The organism is Streptomyces sp. NPDC017940 (assembly GCF_044328435.1).
Taxonomy (GTDB): domain Bacteria; phylum Actinomycetota; class Actinomycetes; order Streptomycetales; family Streptomycetaceae; genus Streptomyces.
This window is the reverse complement of sequence record NZ_JBIRHJ010000008.1, coordinates 104,348-125,879: the sequence shown is the minus strand read 5'-3', so window position 1 is coordinate 125,879 and position 21,532 is coordinate 104,348. Positions and strand designations below refer to the sequence as shown.

At 72.1% G+C, this 21,532-nt stretch carries 16 protein-coding genes and 1 tRNA gene; 7 read left to right on the top strand and 10 right to left on the bottom strand.

Features of this window, described 5'->3' with window-relative positions:
- Nucleotides 1-1,449 (top strand): ATP-binding protein, encoded by a 1,449-nt coding sequence (locus ACH4DX_RS26860; protein ID WP_398157070.1) that lies wholly within the window; start codon nt 1-3, stop codon nt 1,447-1,449.
- Nucleotides 1,446-2,054, top strand: coding sequence for a hypothetical protein (locus tag ACH4DX_RS26855; RefSeq protein ID WP_398157069.1), 609 nt, complete (start codon nt 1,446-1,448; stop codon nt 2,052-2,054). The genes ACH4DX_RS26860 and ACH4DX_RS26855 overlap by 4 nt, the downstream gene beginning before the upstream one ends.
- A 37-nt stretch (nt 2,055-2,091) precedes the next feature.
- On the opposite strand, the gene ACH4DX_RS26850 is transcribed toward ACH4DX_RS26855, so the two are convergent.
- From ACH4DX_RS26850 to ACH4DX_RS26835, 4 genes are all read right to left on the bottom strand, one after another.
- Nucleotides 2,092-4,113 carry an ABC transporter permease gene (locus tag ACH4DX_RS26850; RefSeq protein ID WP_398157068.1) on the bottom strand — a complete coding sequence of 674 codons (2,022 nt, stop codon included), beginning with the start codon at nt 4,111-4,113 and terminating at the stop codon, nt 2,092-2,094.
- Nucleotides 4,114-4,121: 8 nt separating this feature from the next.
- A complete protein-coding gene (gene modA, locus ACH4DX_RS26845; protein ID WP_398157067.1) occupies nt 4,122-4,925 on the bottom strand; it encodes a molybdate ABC transporter substrate-binding protein in 804 nt (267 codons plus the stop codon).
- Between the two features lie 66 nt (nt 4,926-4,991).
- The gene (locus ACH4DX_RS26840) at nt 4,992-5,387 is read right to left on the bottom strand and encodes a molybdopterin-binding protein (RefSeq protein ID WP_398119895.1); all 396 of its coding nucleotides are present in this window, start codon (nt 5,385-5,387) and stop codon (nt 4,992-4,994) included.
- Between the two features lie 148 nt (nt 5,388-5,535).
- Nucleotides 5,536-5,751 carry a hypothetical protein gene (locus ACH4DX_RS26835; RefSeq protein WP_398157066.1) on the bottom strand — a complete coding sequence of 72 codons (216 nt, stop codon included), beginning with the start codon at nt 5,749-5,751 and terminating at the stop codon, nt 5,536-5,538.
- Nucleotides 5,752-5,966: 215 nt separating this feature from the next.
- On the opposite strand from ACH4DX_RS26835, the gene ACH4DX_RS26830 reads away from it, so the two are divergent.
- The gene (locus ACH4DX_RS26830; RefSeq protein ID WP_398157272.1) at nt 5,967-7,202 is read left to right on the top strand and encodes an amidohydrolase family protein; all 1,236 of its coding nucleotides are present in this window, start codon (nt 5,967-5,969) and stop codon (nt 7,200-7,202) included.
- 54 nt (nt 7,203-7,256) lie between these two features.
- The gene (locus ACH4DX_RS26825; protein ID WP_398157065.1) at nt 7,257-8,189 is read left to right on the top strand and encodes an FkbM family methyltransferase; all 933 of its coding nucleotides are present in this window, start codon (nt 7,257-7,259) and stop codon (nt 8,187-8,189) included.
- A 61-nt stretch (nt 8,190-8,250) separates the two neighbouring features.
- Here the strand turns inward: ACH4DX_RS26825 and ACH4DX_RS26820 are convergent, their stop codons facing one another.
- The 3 genes from ACH4DX_RS26820 to ACH4DX_RS26810 all read right to left on the bottom strand — a co-directional run bounded on the left by ACH4DX_RS26820 (nt 8,251) and on the right by ACH4DX_RS26810 (nt 14,227).
- Nucleotides 8,251-9,036, bottom strand: a complete 786-nt coding sequence (locus ACH4DX_RS26820) for a glycosyltransferase family 2 protein (protein ID WP_398157064.1) — start codon at nt 9,034-9,036, stop codon at nt 8,251-8,253.
- Nucleotides 9,037-9,040: 4 nt separating this feature from the next.
- Nucleotides 9,041-9,661, bottom strand: a complete 621-nt coding sequence (locus ACH4DX_RS26815; RefSeq protein WP_398119914.1) for a UTRA domain-containing protein — start codon at nt 9,659-9,661, stop codon at nt 9,041-9,043.
- Between the two features lie 345 nt (nt 9,662-10,006).
- Nucleotides 10,007-14,227, bottom strand: a complete 4,221-nt coding sequence (locus ACH4DX_RS26810; protein ID WP_398157063.1) for a hypothetical protein — start codon at nt 14,225-14,227, stop codon at nt 10,007-10,009.
- Between the two features lie 770 nt (nt 14,228-14,997).
- On the opposite strand from ACH4DX_RS26810, the gene ACH4DX_RS26805 reads away from it, so the two are divergent.
- Entirely contained in the window at nt 14,998-16,197 is a 1,200-nt protein-coding gene (locus ACH4DX_RS26805) for a PP2C family protein-serine/threonine phosphatase (RefSeq protein ID WP_398157062.1), read from the top strand.
- A 182-nt stretch (nt 16,198-16,379) separates the two neighbouring features.
- On the opposite strand, the gene ACH4DX_RS26800 is transcribed toward ACH4DX_RS26805, so the two are convergent.
- Both ACH4DX_RS26800 and ACH4DX_RS26795 read right to left on the bottom strand, forming a co-directional pair.
- A tRNA-Pro gene (locus tag ACH4DX_RS26800) sits at nt 16,380-16,453 on the bottom strand.
- Between the two features lie 151 nt (nt 16,454-16,604).
- Complete coding sequence (locus tag ACH4DX_RS26795) at nt 16,605-17,540, bottom strand: metallophosphoesterase (RefSeq protein WP_398157061.1); 936 nt, start codon at nt 17,538-17,540, stop codon at nt 16,605-16,607.
- A 128-nt stretch (nt 17,541-17,668) separates the two neighbouring features.
- Between ACH4DX_RS26795 and ACH4DX_RS26790 the strand changes: the two genes are divergently transcribed.
- Nucleotides 17,669-18,136 (top strand): GatB/YqeY domain-containing protein, encoded by a 468-nt coding sequence (locus ACH4DX_RS26790; protein ID WP_398157060.1) that lies wholly within the window; start codon nt 17,669-17,671, stop codon nt 18,134-18,136.
- A 306-nt stretch (nt 18,137-18,442) separates the two neighbouring features.
- On the opposite strand, the gene ACH4DX_RS26785 is transcribed toward ACH4DX_RS26790, so the two are convergent.
- Nucleotides 18,443-20,698, bottom strand: a complete 2,256-nt coding sequence (locus tag ACH4DX_RS26785; protein ID WP_398157059.1) for a transglycosylase domain-containing protein — start codon at nt 20,696-20,698, stop codon at nt 18,443-18,445.
- Between the two features lie 404 nt (nt 20,699-21,102).
- Here ACH4DX_RS26785 and ACH4DX_RS26780 point away from each other — a divergent pair, with 404 nt between their 5' ends.
- Nucleotides 21,103-21,447: a WhiB family transcriptional regulator gene (locus ACH4DX_RS26780; protein WP_170316297.1), complete on the top strand. Its 345-nt coding sequence runs from the start codon at nt 21,103-21,105 to the stop codon at nt 21,445-21,447.
- The last annotated feature ends 85 nt before the right edge of the window (nt 21,448-21,532 follow it).

The following is a 21,532-nucleotide window of genomic DNA, read 5'->3' as shown; positions in this document are numbered from 1 at the left end:
ATGCCCCGTGCACGCCCGCGCGGCCTCGGCGGCCTGCGCACCCGGCTCGTCGTCGCCTTCGTGCTCGTCGCCCTGGTCAGCGCCGTCACCGCGACCGCGCTCGCCTACCGCGAGTCCCGTACCGCCGTGCTCCAGCGCAAGCAGGACGCGGTGCGCTCGGACTTCAGGAACCGGGTGGAGCAGGCCGCCGCGGACTTCGACGTGCCCGCGGACGAGGTCGCCCTCACGCGCTTCGCGGGCATCGTCGCGGACGGGCTCGGCGGCGAGGACACGGTCGTCGTCGCCACCTACCGCTCGCGCACCGCGTCCTCCGACACCTCCGCCGGCCGCTCGTGGATCACCCCCGCGCTGCGGGAGGCGGTGCGCACCCGCAACCGCATGAGCTTCCAGCGGGTGGACCGGCACGGCAGGCCCTGCCTGGTCGTCGGCACGCCCGTCACCTTCGACGGCGCGGCGCCCTCCGGCCTCGACGTCTACGCCGTCACCTCGCTGCGCGCCGAGAGCGAGGACACCGCCGGGGTGCTCGACGCGGTGCGCGACGGCATCGTGCCCGTGGTGCTGCTCGCCGCCGTCCTCGCGCTCCTCGCCGCCGGTACGGTGCTGCGTCCCGTACGCGAACTGGGACGGGCGACGCGGCGGCACGCCGCCGGTGACCTCAGCTCCCGGGTCCGGGTGCGCGGCCGGGACGAACTCGGCGACCTGGCGCGGGACTTCAACGAGACGGCGGACGCACTCCAGGCCTCCGTCGCCGAGCTGCGCGAGCAGGACGCACGGGCGAAGCGCTTCGTCGCCGACGTCTCGCACGAGCTGCGCACCCCGCTGACCGCGATGACGATGGTCGCCACCGTCCTCGACGAGGACGCGGGCGCGCTGCCCCCGGACGCCGCGCGCGCCGCGCGCACGGTCAGCGCCGAGACGGCCAGGCTCGCCCGGCTCGTGGACGACCTGATGGAGATGTCCCGCTTCGACTCGGGCGCGGCCCGGCTCAACCTCACCGCCACCGACCTCGCCGAGGCCGTCCGCGCCACCCTCTCCCTGCGGGCCCTCACCGACCGCGTGCGCACCGCACTCCCGGACGGCGTACGGGCCCTGGTCGACCGGCGCCGCGTCGACGTGATCGTCGCCAACCTCGTCGGCAACGCGCTGCGCCACGGCGCCGCACCCGTCACCCTGACCCTGGCCGCCGACCCGGCGGGCGACTGGATCACGGTCGAGGTCGCCGACCACGGCCCCGGCCTGCCACCCGAGGCCCTCACCCATGTCTTCGACCGCTTCTACAAGGCGGACACCGCACGCGCCCGCTCGGAGGGCAGCGGGCTCGGCACCGCCATCGCCCTGGAGAACGCCCGGCTGCACGGCGGCACCATCGAGGCGGCCAACAGGCCGGGCGGCGGCGCGGTGTTCACGCTGCGGCTGCCGTGGCGGCACGTCGACGAGGGGACCCGATGAGAGCGTCGCACCCTGCCCGCGGGACGCTCCCCGCGGTCCGCGCCACCAGCCGCGGGACGCTCCCCGCGGTCCGCGCCACCAGCCGCCGGGTTATCCCCGCGGTCCTCGCCGCCGTGCTCCTGTCCGGCTGCGGGGTGCGCCCCACCGGTGTCCTGGACGGCGGTACGGCGGCGAGCGGCCTGACGAAGGGGCTCCGCCTGTACTTCGTCTCGCAGACGGGCCGGCTGGAAGCCGTCTCGCGGCCCGACCTGCCCGCGTACAAGGTCACCGACCCGGCAGGCGTCATCAAACTGCTCGGCAGCGGTCCGACGGCGGCGGAGCGGGCCGCCGGGCTGACCTCCCTGGTGGGGGACGGCGACTACGAGACCGGGTACGAGGCCGACGTCGACGGCGACGGCGCGGTCACCGTCCGCGTCCCACAGTTCGAACTCGACGACTCCTCGGTGGGGGACAGGAACCTGAAGGGTCAGCTCGTGTGCAGCATCGCGCGGGCACGCGCCGTGGCCGACCGCGCCGGCACGGCGGAGACCGACGACATCCGGGTGACGGTGCGCCCGCGGGAGGGCAGGCCGGGGACGCACGTGTGCTCGGACTTCCTGAAGTGACAGCCGTGGCGGTGACAGCCGTGGCGGGGGCCCGGGATCAGGTGGTGACGAGCGTGACCTCGGTGGCCTTGATGCCGACGTGGACGGGGGTGCCGTCGGCGATGGCGAGTTCGGCCGCGGCCTGCGGGGTGATCTCCGCGACGAGGTCGGGGCCCTCGTCGACGACGACCAGGACGCGCAACCGGCTGCCGACCGCGGTGATCTCGCGGACCGTGCCCGGCCAGACGTTGCGGGGGCTGCCCTCCGGGCGGGTCCGGTGCAGCGACACCGCCTCCGGGGCGATGATCGCGAGCGCTCGTGTGCCCGTGCCGAGCGGTTCGGCGACGACGAGGTGCCCGCCGTCGGCGAGGCGCAGGGTGCCGTCCGCGGCGGTGGTGCCCGCCAGGGCGTTGCGGCCCAGCATGCGGGCCACCCAGGGGGAGCGGGGGTGGCGGGTGACCTCGGCGGGCGGTGCGTCCTGGAGGGTGCGGCCGTCCTCGAGGACGAGCACGCGGTCGGCGAGCGAGACGGCCTCCACCGGGTCGTGGGTGACGATCAGACAGACCCCGCCGAAGCCCGACAGATGGCCGCGCAGGGTGTGCCGGACATGGGCGCGGGTGGTCTGGTCGAGGGCGGCGAGGGGTTCGTCGAGGAGCAGGAGGCGGGGGCTCGGGGCCAGCGCGCGGGCCAGGGCGACGCGTTGCGCCTGGCCGCCGGAGAGCTGTCCCGGCCTGCGGTGCGCGAGGTGGCCGACGCCGAGCCGGTCGAGCCAGGCCTGCGCGGTGCGGCGGGCGGCGGCGCGCGGGACGCCCTGGACGCGCAGTCCGTAGGCCGTGTTGGACAGGGCGCTGAGGTGCGGGAAGAGCGCGCCGTCCTGCGGGACCCAGGCGACGCCACGCCGGTGCGGGGGCAGCGCGGTGACGTCCGTGTCGCCGAGGCGCAGGGTGGCGTGAGCCCGTGGGGTGAGGCCGAGCAGGGCCCGCAGCAGGGTGGTCTTGCCCGCGCCGTTGGGTCCGACGACGGCGATGGTGGTGCCGGGGCCGGCGTCCAGGGTGAGCCGGTTGAAGCCGCTCACGTCCGCGTGCAGGGGCCAGCGCTCGGGCGGGGCGTCGGAGGGGACCGGTTCGGAGGGGGCCGGTTCGGAGGGGGTCGGTTCGGGGGCGGGGTCCGCGGCCGTGTCGGCGGTTTCGGGGCCCGGGGCTGGGCTCGGGTCCGGGCTCCGGCCTGCCGGTCGGCTGCCGCGGGTGCGGGCCGTGCGCCCCGTACGCCCGGTGGCGCCCCCGGTCCAGCGACCGCGCAGCGCGATGAGGACGGCCATGGCGATGACGAGGAGCAGCAGGGACACGGAGGTCGCGGCCTCGGGCTGGTCCTGGAGGAGCAGGTACACCTGGAGCGGCAGCGTCTGCGTGGTGCCCGGCAGGTTGCCCGCGAAGGTGATGGTGGCCCCGAACTCGCCGAGGGCCCGCGCCCAGGTGAGGGCGGCTCCGGCGGCGAGCCCGGGCGCGACCATCGGCAGGGTGACGGTGAGGAACACCCGTACCGGTGACGCTCCGAGGGACGCGGCGGTCTCCTCGTACGAGGGCCGCAGCCCGGCGAGTGCGCCCTCCAGGCTGATCACCAGGAACGGCATGGCCACGAAGGACGCGGCGAGGACGGCGCCGGAGGTGTGGAAGGGCAGCACGATCCCGAAGGTGTCCTCGAGCCACGGCCCGAGCAGCCCGCGCCGCCCGAACCCGAGCAGCAGCGCGACACCGCCGACGGTGGGCGGAAGCACCATGGGCAGCAGGACGAGGGACCGTACGAGGACCTTGCCGGGGAAGTCGACGCGGGCGAGGACCCAGGCCAGCGGCACCCCGAGGACCAGGGACAGGCCGAGCGCCCAGAAGGACACGTACAGCGAGAGCTTCAGGGCCTCGGTGACGCCGGGGCTCGTCAGATGGGTGCCGAGGTCGCCCCAGCGGGTGCGGGACAGGATGCCGACGAGCGGCAGCAGCAGGAACGCGACCGCGAGCAGTGCGGGCACGGCCAGGGCCACGGGGGTGCGGGTTCTCCCGGGGCTCCGGGCGCGCAGGCTTCTCATCGCGGAAACTATGCCTTCTGGAAGCCCGCGTCCCGCAGGAGCTTCTGCGCGGCGGGGCCGCTCAGCCACTTGACGAAGTCGGCGGCCGCCCCGGAGTGCTCGCTCGTCCTGAGGGTCGCTGCCGGGTAGGAGGCGAGGGCGTTCTGCGCGTCGGGGATGTCGACGCCCTCGGCCTTGCCGTCGGCGGCGGTGACGTCGGTCTTGTAGACGATGCCCGCGTCCGCCTCGCCGAGTTCTACCTTGCTGAGCACGGCGCGTACGTTCGGCTCCTGCGAAACCGGCTCGACGTCGACCTTCTGGGCGTCGAGGACCTGCTTGCTGTACCGCCCCACGGGCACCTCGGGGGCGGCGAGCACGACCTTGAGGCCGCTCCTGGAGAGGTCCTTCAGCGTCCTCACGCCCTCCGGGTTGCCCTTGCCGGTGGCGATGACGAGCCGGTTCCTGGCGATCACCACGGGCGTACCGGTGTCGTCCCGCAGCCCGTCCATGGTCTTGGTGTCGGCGGTGACCAGGGCGTCGGCGGGGGCGCCCTGGCGGACCTTCGCGGCGAGCTCCTGCGACCCCTCGAAGGAGAACTTCACCTCGGTGCCGGGGTGCTCCTTCTCGTACGCGGCGCCCGCGGTCCTGAAGACGTCGGTGAGGGAGGCGGCGGCGAGGACGGTCAGCGTGGCCTTCCCGCCGTCCTTCCTACCGCTGTCGCCGCTGTCGCCGCTGTCGCCGCCGTCGTCGTTGCCGCAGGCGGCGAGCGGTACGAGGACGGCGGCGGTGACGAGGGCGGCGGCGAGGCGGCGGCGGGTGGACGTCTGCGGCACGGCGGAACTCCTTGGGACGCGGGAAGCCGGTGTACGGGTTCGGGGGCGGGCGCGCGCCGCACCGGGTCAGGCGCGGTCGATGTGCACGCTGGTCGACTTCACGCGGGCGGTGGCCCGCATGCCGACCTCGAGGCCGAGCTCCTCGACGGCCTCCCGGGTGAGCAGGGAGACGAGGCGGTGGGGTCCCGCCTGGATCTCGACCTGCGCGGCCACGTCGCCGAGCTTCACGGCGGTGACGATGCCCGGGAACGCGTTGCGGGCCGAGGTGTACGAGGCATCCTCCTCACCGGCGCCGCCCTGGCCGACCTCGACGGAGAAGGCGGCCAGGGCCCGCCCCTCGATGAGACGCCGCCCGCTCTCGTCCCGATGCGTGGCAACACGCCCCGCGTCGGCCCACCGCCGCGCGGTATCCGGACTGACACCCAGGAGCCGCGCGGCCTGCCCGATCGTATAGGACTGCATGTGCGTCACCGTAGGGGTCTGTGCCTGGCATATACAACTCTTGGGAGGTATTGCCATGGCAGGTGCAAGGTTCCTGGAGGAAGGTCCTAGGGGGGCTGAGGCGGCGCGGCAGGACGGCTCGGCAAAGCGGGTCTCGGGATGGCTCGGGTCACAGGTGCAGCATGTGCAGCAACTCCGTGCTCCGTACGCCGGTGTCCACCGGCGTACGGTCCTCGCCGGGCCGCATCCACCCCACCCTCTCCGCCGCGGCGACCCGTGAGGCCTTGAGGGCCGCCTCGTACGCCGCCACGGCGCGCTCGATCCCACCGTCGTGGACCCGCCCCATACCGGCGGCCTGCGCCGCCGAAGCCGCCGCGTTCCGCACGCACCACCCGGCCCCACCGAGCCAGATCGTCTGGTTCGCCGATCCCGCAAGGGCCCCGCCCCTCCCCCGCAATCGCTTGCCGTCGTGGCCGGAGGCCCATAACCTCCATCTGATGGGTCGTCAGATACAGTCGGGCGCCGTCAGACGCAGTCAGACGCAGTCTCGGATGCGGGCCGGTGCGGCCGGCCGGTGGTGAGGGGTTCGGTGTGAGCGGCATGGAGAGTGGCACCAGGGACATCCCCAAGGTCATCAGCGTCGACGACCACGTCATCGAGCCCGCGCACCTCTTCGATACGTGGCTCCCCGCCAAGTACCGCGACCGGGGCCCCAAACCCTTCACCGCCGGGATCGGCGACCTCGCGTACATCGGCGGCAAGTACCGCTTCACCACCGACCCCGAGGGGCAGGTGACGGACTGGTGGCGGTACGAGGACGAGATCTTCCCGTACAAACGCATCATCGCCGCCGTCGGCTTCTCGCGGGACGAGATGACCCTCGACGGCATCACCCGCGAGCAGATGCGGCGCGGCTGCTGGGACCCCGGGGCCCGGCTCGCGGACATGGACATGAACCACGTCGAGGCCTCGCTCTGCTTCCCGACCTTCCCCCGCTTCTGCGGCCAGACCTTCGCCGAGGCCAAGGACAAGGAGGTGGGGCTCGCGTGTGTGCGCGCGTACAACGACTGGATGGTCGAGGAGTGGTGCGGGGACAGCGGCGGGCGGCTGATCCCGCTGTGCCTCATTCCGCTGTGGGACGTGCCGTTGGCGGTCGGGGAGATCCGGCGGAACGCCGCCCGCGGCGTCCGCGCCGTCACCTTCAGCGAGATCCCGACCCACCTGGGCTTGCCCTCGATCCACTCCGGCCACTGGGACCCGTTCTTCGCGGCCTGCGAGGAGACGGGCACCGTCGTGAACATGCACATCGGCTCGTCGTCGCAGATGCCGGCCGCCTCACCGGACGCACCCCCCGCCGTGCAGGCCTCGCTGTCGTTCAACAACGCGATGGCCTCGATGATGGACTTCCTCTTCTCCGGGGTGCTCGTGAAGTTCCCCCGCCTCAAACTCGCCTACAGCGAGGGGCAGATGGGCTGGATCCCGTACGCCCTGGAGCGCGCCGACGACGTCTGGGAGGAGCACCGCGCGTGGGGCGGGGTCAAGGACCTGGTCCCGGAGCCGCCGTCGACGTACTACTACCGGCAGATCTTCTGCTGCTTCTTCCGCGACAAGCACGGCATCGAGTCGATCGAGACCGTGGGCGTCGACAACGCGACCTTCGAGACCGACTACCCCCATGTCGACTCCACCTGGCCGCACACCAAGGAGGTGGCGGCCGACCACGTGGGCCACCTGCCCGAGGACGTGGCCTACAAGCTGCTGCGTGGAAACGCGATTCGTATGCTGGACCTGCCGTTCGACAAGGACCGGACGGCCGTGACCGCGGCCACCGGCTGAAGCCGGGCGCCGGGTCCGGGTGCGTGCGGAGCGGGGCGGAGAGGCGAGTGCGGGATGAGGAGCGCGGTGGCGGAACTCGGGGAGGGCCTTGCCACTCTCGGACGGCGGTACGTGCGTGACGCCCCCGGCACCTTCGGCAAGGCCTGGCTCGCCACCCGCCACCTCAACCCCTGGCTGCGGGACCACCCGCGCCGCCGGGTGGTCGAGTCGCTCTTCGGGGCCAGGTTCGCCGTCGACACCCAGGACCTCATCCAGCGCTACGTCTACCTCTTCGGGGTCTGGGAGCCGCATCTGACGCGCTGGCTCCAGGGGCGGCTGCGCCCGGGCGACGTGTTCGTGGACGTCGGCGCGAACATCGGCTACCTGAGCGTCCTCGGGGCCCGACTGGTCGGTGACGAGGGCCGCGTGGTCGCCATCGAGGCCTCGCCGGAGTTCCACCGGCACGTGCTGGTCCACCGCGACCTGAACGGCTGCGACAACATCCGCGCGGTGAACGCCGCCGTCTCGGACACCCGCAGGAAGCTCACCTTCGTCCTCGCCAGCGCCCACAACATGGGCGCCAACAGCGTCGTACCGTGGGAAGGGCCGGTGGCGTCCCGCTTCGAGACCGAGGCGCTGCCCCTGCCCGAGCTCCTGGAACCGGACGAGATCGCGCGCGCCCGGGTGATCAAGGTGGACGTCGAGGGCGCGGAGGGAAGCGTCGTACGGGGCCTGGCCCCGGTCCTCGACCGGCTGCGCCCCGACGCCGAGATCGCCGTGGAGGTCACCCCCGACCGGATGGCCCGGCTCGGCGACTCGGCCGACGAACTCCTGGCGACGATGCGCGCGCACGGATTCCACCCGTACCGCCTGCTCAACGACTACGCGCCGGGCAGCTATCCGGCAGCCGTCCGGCACGCCGGGAGCGGCCCCGTCCGGTGGCGCGGGCCCGTGCGCGAGGAGAGCGACCTGATCTTCTCGCGCGTGGACGCCGACGTACTCGACTGAGGGACCGGAGGGTGGCGCGGGTGCGGTACCGGGGGGCTCGGGAGCGGTACCGACGGGTGGCTCAGGCGGCGTCGACGGCGGCCGCGGGCTCCGGGTAGCGCCACCCGAAGCGCGAGAGCGCCCGCGCCCGCGCCTCCACCACCGCCATCCTCGCGTCCCGCTCCACGGTGTCGGTGTGCGCGGGCTGACCCGTGACCTGGCCCTCCCACTTGCGGTAGAGCAACCCGGCCTCGGACGTGAACCAGCCGCGGGCCACCGAGCCGAGGGCGAGGAGGAGGCCGGTGTCCTCCGACGCGGGCAGCGCCATCCAGCCCCCGAGGCCCACGAGGAGATCACGGCGGACGAAGAGCGTCGCCGGGTGGACCGGGGCACGGAAGCCGTTCGCCTTCCAGGACGCAAGGACGGCACCGCGCTCGATCGGGCCGTGCTCGGGGTCGCCGGGGAAACCCGCCGTGGTCCCGTCGGGCAGCAGGTCGAGGGCGCGCGAGGTCGCCCAGCCGATGGCGCTGTCGGCTTCGAGCGCCGCGAGGTCGCGGGCGAGCGCCCCGGGCGTGAGCCGGTCGTCGGCGTCCAGGACCTTCACGTACTCGCCGTCGGCGTGGGCGAGCGCCATGGTGCGGGCCATGCCCGGGCCGCCCGCGCGCCCCTGGAGGAAGGTCACCCGCGCGTCGTCCGGCACCCGGGGCGCGACCTGGTCGCCCTCGCCGTCCTCCCGGATCAGCCAGTGCCACTCCCAGTCCCCGGGGAGTTCCTGGGCGCGGAGCGAGGCGTACGCGTCCGGCAGGAAGCGGGCGGACGGGCCGTGCACGGCGGTGACGACGACGACGCGCCGGCGCGGGGCACGCACGTGTTCACCACCTGTCCAGGCGGGTGGTGAACACCAGCTCCATGCGGTCGCCCGGCAGCTTGATGTCGGACAGTTCGACGACGCGGTCGGCGGTGTCGTACGCGAGCTTGCGCAGGACGAGGACCGGCATGCCAGGCGGGAGTCCCAGTTCTGACGCTTCCGCGGGGGTCGGCGGGCGGGCCGTGACGTGCTCCTCGAAGCGGTCGACCTCGATGCCGAGCGTGTGCAGCTGGTTCTGGGTGCCGCCGGGCCACGGCTCGTTCGCGTCGTCCAGGAGGTCGGGGTTGGCGGCGACGACATCGCGGACGAGATACGAGGTGACCAGGGTCAGCGGCGTCGTCTCGGCGGCGTACCGCGTCCGGTAGGAGCGTTCCACCAGCGCGGTGCCCTCGTCCACGCCGAAGGCCGCGGCGAGGTCCTCGTCCGCCTTGGTCTCGCGGTACGAGGCGTGGAAGACGAGGTCCTCCGTCTCCAGGCCGGTGTCGTGCTCGGTGGCTCCCGTGTCCGCGCGCTCCTCGCGGGAAGCGCGGGCGCGGTCCTTCTCCCACTGGTGGCGCAGGTTCGACCGGACGGCCCGCGTCCTGTTCCCTGCCTGGTCCGCGGTCCGCTCGTACGCCTCAGTCATCGATGTCCACCCGTTCGGTCGTTCGGCGGCTTTCACCTTACGACGCGGGCTGCGGAAAGTGCCCGCGGAAGTTTCCGTGTACGGGGAAACGGTCTTTTTCGGCAGGTGGGCGGCCGGGTGCGGCGGCGGAAAGAGTGCACTGCGAAATGGTCCATTGCAAGGAGTGCAATGGTGCTGACCGCCGGACGGCGTGAGCAGAGAAGAACCCGATCGCTGGCGACGGGGGATGCACCAGCGATCGGGCTGTACCCAACCGTAACAAGCCTGTTCGCGCTAGGGGAGTCAACAGCCCGGAGTTGGCGATTTGTGACCGGGATCACGCAGCGTGAGCGGCGTCCGGGACCGTCATTCGGCACACGGCGGCGCGTACGGGAGGCGGGGCAGGTATTCCCGCCATTCCGCCCGTGTCAGAACGCCGCGGGTCGTCGAGCAAATGCGGCGGATCGCCGCTTCGGTGTTCAAGTTCCAGAGCCGGACGGTATCGCTGCCGCTGGACACTCCGAGCATGTGACTTTGCGGATTGAACGACAGGAAACCGCCGGTCCTGGCGTTCGGGCTCATCGACTGGCCGATGGGGGAGGCCTTGACGGGGTGGGCGACGTCCCAGAGCCGGACCGTGTTGTCGTTGCTGCCGCTCGCCAGGGTGCGCCCGTCCTCGCTGAACGTCAGCGACACGATCGCGTCGGTGTGTCCCTTCAGGGACGCGACCAGGCGGTCCGCCGCGAGGGGGTCGGACAGGTCCCAGAGCCGGACCGTGCCGTCGTCGCTGCCCGTGGCAAGGGTGCGGCCGTCGGGACCGTAGGTGAGCGTGTTGATGGGGCCGAGGTGACCGGTGAGCGGCTCGCCGAGCCCACCCGCCCGGCTCGGGTCCTGCACGTTCCACAGCCGTACGGTGCCGTCCGCGCTGCCGCTGGCCAGCGTCCGCCCGTCGGAGCCGAAGGCGAAGGAGTTGACGTACCCCTTGTGGCCGGTGAGGGGCGCACCGAGCCTGCGGGGGCGGGCGGGGTCCCGGACGTTCCACAGCGCGATGGTGCGGTCGTCGTAGGGAGTCGCCAGGGTGCGCCCGTCGGGGCTGAAGGCCAGCGCCGCCGCGAACCGCGTCCGCAGCTGGACGGGCGGCCCGTAGGGGACCGGCCGGGCCGGGTCGGAGACGTTCCAGAGCTGCACCGCCCGGTTGCCGATGAGCACCGCCAGCGTGCGCCCGTCGGGGGAGAACAGCAGCGCCCGCACGTCGCCCTCGCCCGGCCGGAACGGGGTGCCGAGCGCCCGCGGGCGGTTGGGGCGCTGCACGTTCCACAGCCTGATCCGGTGGTCGCGGGCGGCCGTGGCGAGCACCTCGCCGTCGGGCCGGAAGGCGCCGTCGGTGCCGATCATGTCCCCCTCGGGGAGCGACCACAGGCGGACCTTGTTGTCGCCGTTCCCGGTGGCGAGGGTCCGCCCGTCGGGGCTGAAGCCGATGGCGTACATCTCGCCACGACCGCCCGCGAGCGGCTCGCCGACCTGTGAGGGGTGCGCCGGGTCGCTGACGTTCCACAGGCTCGCGGTGCTGTCCGCGCTCCCGGCCGCGAGCATGTCGCCCCCAGGGTTGAACGCCACCGACCACAGCGGTCCGGTGTGTCCGGTGAGCGGCGCGCCGAGTGCCTTCGCGCGGCGCGGCTCCGCGACGTCCCAGAGCCGGATGGTGCGGTCCACGCCGCCGCTCGCGAGGGTGCGGCCGTCGGGGCTGAACGCGACGGAGTGCACCGTGCCGGTGTGGCCGGTGAGGACCTTTCCGAGGGGGGTGGGGCGGCGGGGCGCGGACCGGCGCTCGGCTGTCCGCGGTGCCGGACCGTCCGTACGCCACATCCTGATCGTGCCGTCGTCGCCCCCCGCGGCCAGGGTCCCGCCGTCGGGGCTGAACGCCACGGAGCGCACGGCGGCGGTGTGTCCGCCCAGCGTCGCGAGCGGCTTCGGGCGCGCCCGGTCCGCCACGTTCCACACCCGGACCTCGCGGTCGTCGTGGGCGGAGGCGAGGGTGCGCCCGTCAGGGCTGAAGGCGAGCAGGTAGATGGTGCCACCGCGGCCGGGGACCGGCGTCCCGAGCGGGCGGGGGTGCCGGGGGTCCCGCACGTCCCACATCCTGATCGTGCCGTCGTCCGACGCGCTGGCGAGGGTGTCGCCGTCCGGGCTGAAGACCGCGGTGCTCACCCAGCTCCGGTGGCCCGTGAGGGGCTCGCCGAGGGGCTCGGGCCTGGCCGCGTCCGACACGTCCCACAGGCGTACGGTCCGGTCGTAGCTCGCGGTGGCGAGGAGCCGTCCGTCCGGGCTGAACGAGGTCAGGTAGACGGCGCCGGTGTGCCCGAGCAGGGGCGTGGCAAGCGGCGCGTTCACGATGGAGATCAGACGGTTCTTCGTGCCCTCGTCGTGCGGCCGCAGCCGGTGCGCGACCAGGCCGAGCCGGGCGGACAGCGAGGAGTCGGAGTCCTGGGCGCGGTCGGCCTCGGTGGCGACCTGGGCGAACACCGCGTCGTTGCGCTCGGACACCGCGTCGTTGCGCTGCTGCGAGGCGACGACCGCCGACACCACGGCCACCATCGCCAGGGCCACCAGGGCCGCCACCGCGCCCCGGCTGATCCAGCGCATGCGCCTGCGGAGCCCGGCCGACGCCGCGAGGAACTCCGCCGCGCCCCGCGTCAGGAACGTGGTGTCGGCGGACTCCGCCCAGGTGCGCGCCTGTTCCAGACGGGAACCCCGGTAGAGCAGGGCGGCGTCGCGCCCGGAGTCCTCCCAGGCCCTGCCGTCCTCCTCCAGGCGCTGGCGCAGGAGGTTGTCGTTGCGGTCCTCGTCGATCCAGTCGCGCAGCCGGGGCCAGGCGTGCAGGAGCGCCTCGTGCGTGATCTCCACGGTGTCCGCGTCGAGCGTGACGAGCCGGGCGCGCACCAGCGCCTCCAGCGACTCCTCCGTCTTGTCCGGGTCCGTCGACTCCTCGGCCAACTGGCGCCGGGCCCCCCGCCTGCGGGTGGCCTGAGTGTCCTCGCCGAGCCTGACGAGGCGCAGCAGCAGCGCCCGCGCGGCCGTGCGCGCCGCCGGGTCGAGACCGCACCAGGCCCGCTCGGCGGTGGCCGCGACCGCCCCCTGGATGCCGCCCGCCGCCCGGTAGCCGGCCAGGGTGAGCCGCCCGGCCTTGCGCCGCTGCCAGGTGGCGAGCAGGGCGTGCGAGAGCAGGGGCAACACCCCCGCGTCGTGCGCCCCGCGGGGCCCGTCGGTGCTCACTTCCCGGACGATCAGCTCCGCGAGGCCCGGCTCCAGTTCGAGCCCCACGGCCTTGGCGGGGCCGGTCACCGCGTTGCGCAGCTCCGTGGTGGTCAGCGGCCCGAGCACCATGTGCCGGTGCTGGAGGGCGTCGGCCAGCTCGGGGTACCTGAGGCACTCCTCGTAGAAGTCGGCGCGTATCCCGAGGACGACGAGGGCGGGGGCGCGGTCGCCGGAGCCGGGTTTTGTTGCCGCGGCGTGCAGCAACTGCACGAAGGCGCGCCGGTCGGCTTCGTCGGAGCAGAGGGTGAAGGCCTCTTCGAACTGGTCGACGATGATGACCGCCTGGGCGTCGGGGGACGCCTCGCGCTTCGCCCAGGCGGTGATGGATTCGTGTACGGCGCGGAGGTGCTCGGGGGTGCCGGGGGGTGCGGTGCCTGCGGTGCGTGCGTTGCCTGCGGTGAGGGCGGTGAGTTCGGGTATTCGGCGGGTGAGCTCGGCGAGAGGGGTGCTGCCTGGGACGAGCTGCGCTACGGCACGGTGGGGTCCTTCTCCGCCCGGAATGTCCTCATGGTTGGGGGTGCTGGGAGCACTTGGGGCACTCGGGGCACTGGGAGAGCTGGAGGCGTTGGGAGCGCTCGGGGTGCTGGGGGCGCTCGGGGTGCTGGGGGCGCTCGGGGCGTTGGGAGTGCTCGGGGCGTTGGGAGAGCTGAAGGAACTGGGAGTGCTCGGGGCGCGGGGAGAGCTGACGGCGCCGAGCGCGCCGTTCCGCAGCGCGGGCACGAGACCGGCGCTGAGGAGGGACGACTTGCCCGCGCCCGACGCGCCGACGAGCACGACGAGGCCACCGGTCCTCTCCGCCGTACGGAGCTGCGCGACGAGTGCGTCCGTGCTCCGGTCGCGTCCGAAGAACCACTGGGCGTCCTGCGACCGGTAGGAGGCGAGCCCGCGGTAGGGGCAGACGCTGGGAGCGGCGACAGCGGTGTCACCGGCGGCGGGATCGGAGACGGCGCGCTCCCACAGCCGCTGCCACTGGGCGAGGTCGTACAGCCCCGTGGCCACCGGGGCGGACCGCTTGCGCCTGGCCTCGGGGATGAGGACGTGCAGTACGGCGGCGAGCGCGGCGAACTGGGCGGGCACGTTGTTGGCGCGCCGCCAGTCGCTGATCCGCTGCGCGGAGACCCGCACGGGCCGCCCGCGCTCGTCGACGCGCTGCAACTGGACGACCGCTTCGGCCACGCGCTTGAGGGGCGGGTTACCGGCCTCCTGGTACAGCAGCGCGAGACGTTCCGCGAAGGCCGTGCGTGCCTCCGAATCGGAACTCAAGGCCTCCACCCCTTACTTCCGCCGCACCTGGACATCCGGACCGGAAAACTCACTTTATACGGCTGACCTGCGGCTACGTCGTCCGGACGGCACCGGAAGCTCCTCACGGATGCCGAGAACTGGCAGGATCTCGGCAGTAGCGAACCCACCACGCGGCGTCAGGGCAGGCCACCAGCTCGGCGCCCGGAGAGGCGACTCATGGCGCTGCGGCTTCCTGGCTGGTTTCCGCCGGAGTCACGAAGTGGTGGTGAGGGTCGCAGACCCTGACTCGCTCCGATCCGCGTCCTCACGACGCGGGCCGACGCCGTCCGCGCCGATGGGTACCGGTCCCCACGAGGGGAGGGACCGGTGCCGTGACGACGCGGTACGTGCAGGGCATCCAGAGCGGCGTGCGGTCACCGTCCGAGGGGACGGCGACCGCACGCCGCTCAGTGCGTGAGCGGCGAGCCGCGGCTCGCAGGAGCCCCGCTGTCAACACCCTGGTCCTGCCCTTCCTCCGGTACGACTCCTCCGTGTACGACGTCCCCGTACGGAAGATGCCCGCGTACGCAAGACGCATCCGTACGCAAGACGCATCCGCAGGGACAAGACGCGTCCGCAGAGACAAGACGCATCCGCAGGGAACAGACGTTCGCCCAGAACACGCGTTCGGGCACGTTCGAACGGAACACGCACCCATGAGGCGTCCCGTCCGTCCGTCCGTGCCCGCTCCGACAGCACACCGTGATGAGACCGAGAACTGCGGGAAAGAGGTCACGAGACACTGAGGGAGGCCGCACATGGCACAGGACCGGATCAAGCTGGCCGCGGTACTCGCTGCGGCGGAGGACGCCGCGCCGGGGGCGTCTCTCGACGTGGTGGCGCGCAACCTGCGCGACCGCTTCGGTGCGCGGTACGTCTCGTTCCTGTTCGTGGACATCGTCGGCCGGCAGATGGTGCGGGTCAGCGAGGAGGGCGAGGCGATGCGCGACGGCCAAGTCGAGCAGATCCCGCTGGCGGGCAGTGACTACGACGAGGTCCTGCGCGCGCAGGAGCTGCTCCACCGCCCGGCGGGTCCGCGGGGCCACCATGTGATCGCTCCGGTCACGAACCGGGGCGACACCATCGGCGTCCTGGAACTGTTCCTCCCCGAGGTCACACGGGACATCCTGGAGCAGGTGGCGGAGACCGGGCACGCCCTGGCGTACATCGTGGTGACCGACCGCCGCTTCACCGACCTCTACTTCTGGGGCCAGCGCACCATCCCGGTGAGCCTGGCGGCGGAGATCCAGCGGCAGCTGCTGCCGTCGGCGCCCTCCTGCGAGGCGGCGGAGTTCACTCTCGCCGCGGCGCTGCTGCCCGCCAACGACATCGCGGGGGACACGTACGACTACGCGCTCGACCACGACACCCTGCACCTGTCGATCACCGACGCGATGGGCCATGACGTGGATGCGGCGCTGATGGCCACGCTCCTGGTCAACGCTTCCCGGGGGGCCCGGCGTACGGGGCGCGACCTGGCCGCACAGGCACACCTGACCCACCAGGCCCTCCTGAAGCACGGCCGCAACACGCACGCCACCGGCCAGCTGCTGCGCATCGCGCTCGACGGCAGTAGCGCGCAGCTGGTCAACGCCGGCCATCCGAGACCCATGCGGCTGCGCGCGGGCGCCGTCGAAGAGGTACCTGTGAGGCCGAACCTGCCCTTCGGCGTCCCCGCGCCCACCCCGCACCGCGTCGAAGACCTCGACCTGCGCCCCGGCGACCGCATCTTCCTCTACACCGACGGCATACGGGAACGCCAGGCCCAGCACGTCGACCTGCACGCCCTGATCCGCGACACCGCCAAGGAACACCCCCGCGAAGTCGTCCGCACCCTGACCGCCGCCATCGCCGAAGCCTGCGACGGCCGCATGGCAGACGACGCCACCCTCATGTGCCTGGACTGGTACGGCCCCCACCCTGCGGGGCGCCACTCCAGTTCGGGGGCCAATGTCTGATTGGGCGGGGATGCGTGACGGGGGGACTGGAGTTTGGCTTGCTCGGGGGGCCGGACCGCTTGGGGACTTGGACCGCTCGGGGGTCCGGCTCGCTCCGGAGCGGTAACCATGCGGGCACACGCACACGAAACAGGTGAGGCACTTACCAAAAACGGTAGGTGCCTCACCTGTTATCTCAGCTGTCGGGGTGGCGGGATTTGAACCCACGACCTCTTCGTCCCGAACGAAGCGCGCTGCCAAGCTGCGCCACACCCCGATGTCGTTGTTCCGACGGCCCTGCTGCGCAGGTCGCGGCGACATCGATTACTTTAGCGGACCGGCGCGCTGAGACGAAATCCGGTTTCGCGGGGGTTCGGGCGGGCGAAGGTTCGGGGGTTCGGGCGGGCAGGGGCTCGGGTGTGCGGGGCTCAGGTGTGGGCCGGGTGTTCCGTGAGGGTGAGGAGGGTGGCCTCCGGGGGGCAGGCGAAGCGGATCGGGGTGTAGCGGCTCGTGCCGCAGCCCGCGGAGACGTGGAGGTAGGAGGTGTTCCCGCCGGACTCGTGCGTCGACAGGCCCTTCACGCGGTCGGTGTCCAGGTCGCAGTTGGTGACCAGCGCGCCGTAGAAGGGGATGCACAGCTGCCCGCCGTGGGTGTGGCCCGCCAGGATCAGCGGGTAGCCGTCCGCCGTGAAGGCGTCCAGGCTGCGCAGGTACGGCGCGTGCACGACGCCGACGGAGAAGTCCGCCGCGGCGACCGGACCGCCCGCCACCTCCGCGTACCGGTCCCGCTTGATGTGCGGGTCGTCCAAGCCGGTCAGCGCGATCTCGTAGCCGTCGATCTTCAGGGCACCCCGGGTGTTCGTGAGGTTGGCCCAGCCCGCCGAGTCGAAGCCCTCCCGCAGGTCCTCCCACGGGTTGTGGACGGCGCCCACTACGGGCTTGTTGCCGTTCAGGCCGTGACGGCCCTGCGCCTTCTCGAACAAGTAGCGCACGGGGTTGCGCAGCGTCGGGCCGTAGTAGTCGTTCGAGCCGAAGACGTACGCCCCGGGGAACTGCATCAGCGGACCCAGCGCGTCCAGGACCTCCGGGACGCCCTCGGGGTCCGAGAGGTTGTCACCCGTGTTGATCACGAAGTCGGGGCGCAGGCCCGCCAGCGAACGCAGCCAGCGCTGCTTCTTGCGCTGGCCGGACACCATGTGGATGTCGGAGACCTGGAGCACGCGCAGTGGGCGCATCCCCCGTGGCAGAACCGGGACCGTCACCCGCCTGAGCCGGAAGAGGCGGGACTCGATGCCCACCGAGTAGGCGATACCGGCCGCGGCCGTCGCCGTGATTCCCAGAGGTACTGCGTATCGCGCGCGCATACGACCATCGTGTCAGATGACCCACACCGGGAGCGCCGGGGTGCCATCGGCCTCCGCCCGGGCCCCGGGTGCCCGCGCCCCGCGAAAACAGCGGGCACCCCGCCCCGCCCACCTGCCACAATTGCGGCATGACCACGCTCAAGTCGAAGCTCAAGGAAGACCTCACCGCGGCGATCAGGGAGCGCGATGAGCTGCGCTCCTCGACGCTCCGGCTGACGCTCACCGCCATCTCCAAGGAGGAGGTCGCGGGCACCTCCGCCCGCGAGCTCTCCGACGACGAGGTGCAGAAGGTGATCACCCGCGAGGCGAAGAAGCGCCGCGAGGCGGCCGAGGCCTTCGCTCAGGGCGGCCGCGCCGAGCAGGCCGCGCGCGAGAAGGCGGAGGGCGAGGTGCTCGCCGCGTACCTGCCGCAGCAGCTCGGGGACGACGAGCTGGAGCAGATCGTCGCCGCCGCCGTCGCCGAGGCGAAGGGCGCCGGCGCCGAGGGTCCCCGCGCCATGGGCCAGGTCATGAAGATCGTGAACCCGAAGGTGGCCGGCCGGGCGGAGGGCGGCCGAGTGGCCGCCACGGTGAAGAAGCTGCTCGCCCAGGGCTGAGCAGCGACCGGCTGTTGTCTTGGGCTCAGCAGCGAGCGGCCGTGCTCTTCTGCTGAGCAGCAAGCAACTGTGCTTTTTTGCTGAGCAGCAAGCGGCTGTGCTCCTTTGCCGAGCAGCACGCGGCCGTGCTCTTTTCTCGTAGGGCATCCGCGTGCGCGCCTCGTAGGGCATCCACGTGCGTATCCGTGTACGTGGGTGGGGCGCCCCCAAGGCCTGAGGCCAAGTACCTCAGGCCCAACAGAGGGGGCGCCCCATTCGCGTATCCAGGCGGATCGCGCTACCGGTCGTCGGCCTCAGCCGCGACCCTCAGTCCCGCCGCCCACCGAAACCCCCGTCACCGTCACCATCACCATCCCCATCACTGTCCCCGTCCCCGTCCCCGGGCTTACCGTCACCGCCCCCATCGCTCCCCCCGTCACCATCACTCCCGCCACCGCCACCATCACCATCACCGTGGTCCCGACCCTGATCCCGATCCCGATCCCGGTCCCCGTCCCCATCCTTGCCGCCAGGGATGTGAACGGTGTCGAACTCGGGATCGGGCTTGCCCTCCAGCGCGCCGCTCATGGCGTCGCGCCAGATCGGGCCCGGGACCTCGCCGCCGAAGACCTTCGCGTAGGGGCGGCCGCCGATGTTGATGCCGACCATGCGGCGCTCGTGGGCCGGGTCGCCGACCCAGACCGCGCCGGACATGTTCGGGGTGTAGCCCGCGAACCAGGCGGCGTAGCGGTAGTCGGTCGTACCCGTCTTGCCCGCGCTGTCGCGGGAGCCGAGGCCCGCCTGCCTGCCGGTGCCGTCCTCGACCACGCCCTTGAGGAGGGTGTTGACGGTGTCGGCGGTCCGCTCCGACATGGCCCGTGTGCAGGTGGTCTTCGGCACCGGGAGTGCCTTGCCGCCGAGCGTGCGGATCGACTCGATGGCGATCGGCGTGCAGTACTTGCCGCGTGCGGCGAACGTGGCGTACGCGCTCGCCATCGTCAGCGGCGACACCTCCTGGGTGCCGAGGGCGATCGACGGCGCCTGGTCCATCGGCTTGCCGTTGGCGCGCTGGACGCCCATCTTGGCGGCCATCTTCGTCACCGGGCAGATGCCGATGTCGCCGATCATCTCCACGAAGTAGGTGTTGACCGACTTCGCGGTTGCCTCCCCCATGCGGTACGGGCCGACCTCGGTCTCGTTCTCGTTCGTCAGCTTCTGCTTGCCGAAGTTCCGCCAGGTCTTGCCGTCACAGGCGGCGACCCGCGCGGGGTAGGGCATCTCGTACGGGGAGTCGTACCGCTTGCCCGGCGACATCCCGCGCTCCAGGGCCGCCGCGGCCACGATCGGCTTGAACGTCGATCCGGGCTGGTAGCCCGCACCGCCGCCCATCGAGTCGTCGACCGAGAGGTTGATCTCCGTCTCGTTCTTGTTGTAGCCGAACGGGCGGGACTGGCCCATGCCGAGGATCTTGCCGCTGCCGGGCTCGACGATGGTGGCTGCGGTGGCCACGTCGTCGGTCTGGTAGACGTGGTCCTTGATCGAGGCCTGCACGGAGGACTGGGTCTGCGGGTCGAGCGTCGTCCTGATCTTCAGGCCGCCGCGGTTCCACAGCTTGGCGCGGTCCTCCTTGGTCTTGCCGAAGACCGGGTCGTTGAGGAAGACCTTCTCGACGTACTTGCAGAAGAACCCGGCGCCCTTCACGGCCGTGATGCAGCCGTTCTTGGGGCGGCTCACCTTCAGGCCGAGCCCGGTCCTCTTGGCCTCGTCGGCCTCGCGCTGCGAGATGTCGTGCGTCTCGGCCATGCGCTGGAGTACGACGTTGCGGCGCTGCCTGGCCTCCGACTCGTCGTTGACCGGGTCGTACCGGCTCGGGGACTGCACGATGCCGGCGAGGAGGGCGGCCTCCTGGAGCTCCAGGTCGTCGGCGTGCTTGGAGAAGTACCGCTGGGACGCCGCCTCGACGCCGTACGCCTGCTGACCGAAGTACGTGATGTTCAGGTAGTTCTTCAGGATGCGCTTCTTGCCGAGCTCCTCCTCGACCTGGATCGCGTACTTCAGCTCACGGATCTTGCGGCCGAGCGTCTGCTGCGTGGCCTGCGCGACCTTGTCCGGGTCGTCTCCCGCCTCCTCCACGAAGACGTTCTTCACGTACTGCTGCGTGAGCGTCGAGGCGCCCTGCGAGACGCCGCCGCTCTGCGCGTTCTGGTTCACGGCGCGCAGGATGCCCTTGAGGTCCACCGCGCCGTGCTCGTAGAAGCGCGAGTCCTCGATCGCGACGATCGCCTTCTGCATGTACGGAGAGATGCGGTTCAGCGGGACCACCGTGCGGTCGCGTGAGTACACCGTGGCCAGTGCGCCGCCCGCCGAGTCCATGATCGTGGTGCGCTGGCTGAGGGGCGGCTGCTTCAGATTGGCCGGAATCTCGTCGAAGCTGTCGACCGAGCCCTTGGCCGCGAGTCCGATGACGCCCGCAGCGGGCAGCGCGATGCCGGCCAGTACCGCACCCGCGAGCACGCTCACGCCCAGGAACTTGGCGGCCTGCTGAGCGGGTGAGAGGCCGCCGCCCGATCGCTTGTTTGCCATGGGGGCAGCCTACGTTCTGATTCGCCGGACACGCGTGTATGCCTTGGCCTAAGCTGCACCCAACTGTCACAGCAGTGCGGCCCCGCAACAAGCCCCGAGCCACCCCCCAATTCGGCCGGTTTCCAGCGGATCCCCGGAATTCTTGTCCGGATCCGCCTCGTACGCCTCCTCGCGTCCGCTGTGACCCAACTGAAACGCCCGCATTTGCCGGGTCGGTGACGTATGTCGCCCGCTCACTCCGTCGGGTGATCTGCCGCTTACGCATAGTCCGTTCGGGCCATTCAAGATTGGGCCCGAAGGGGGTGTTGCGCTGTGCCCACCTTCCGTAACGTCCTCAACTGGCAGCGGTGAATATGCCGCTGCCGCCGTGGGGGAGCCTCGATTCGGGAGAGGACGGCGCCGGTATGGGCTGGGTAACCGACTGGAGTGCGCAGGCCGCCTGCCGCACTACCGATCCGGACGAACTGTTCGTACAAGGAGCAGCGCAGAACAGGGCCAAGGCAGTGTGCACCGGTTGCCCGGTGCGCACGGAGTGCCTGGCCGACGCGCTGGACAATCGCGTCGAGTTCGGCGTGTGGGGTGGCATGACAGAGCGGGAGCGGCGTGCGCTGCTGCGCAGGCGCCCCACCGTCACCTCGTGGCGCAGGCTGCTCGAGACAGCACGTTCCGAGTACGAGCGTGGGACGGGCCTGCTGCCCGTCGACCTGGACGACGAGGAGACCTACGAGAGCTACGCAGCAGTGGGCTGAGAAGCCTTGGGCCCAGAAGCCATGGGCTGAGGCAGTCTTGGGCCGAGGCAGTCCTGGGCTGAGCAGCCTGGCTGAGCCCACCTCA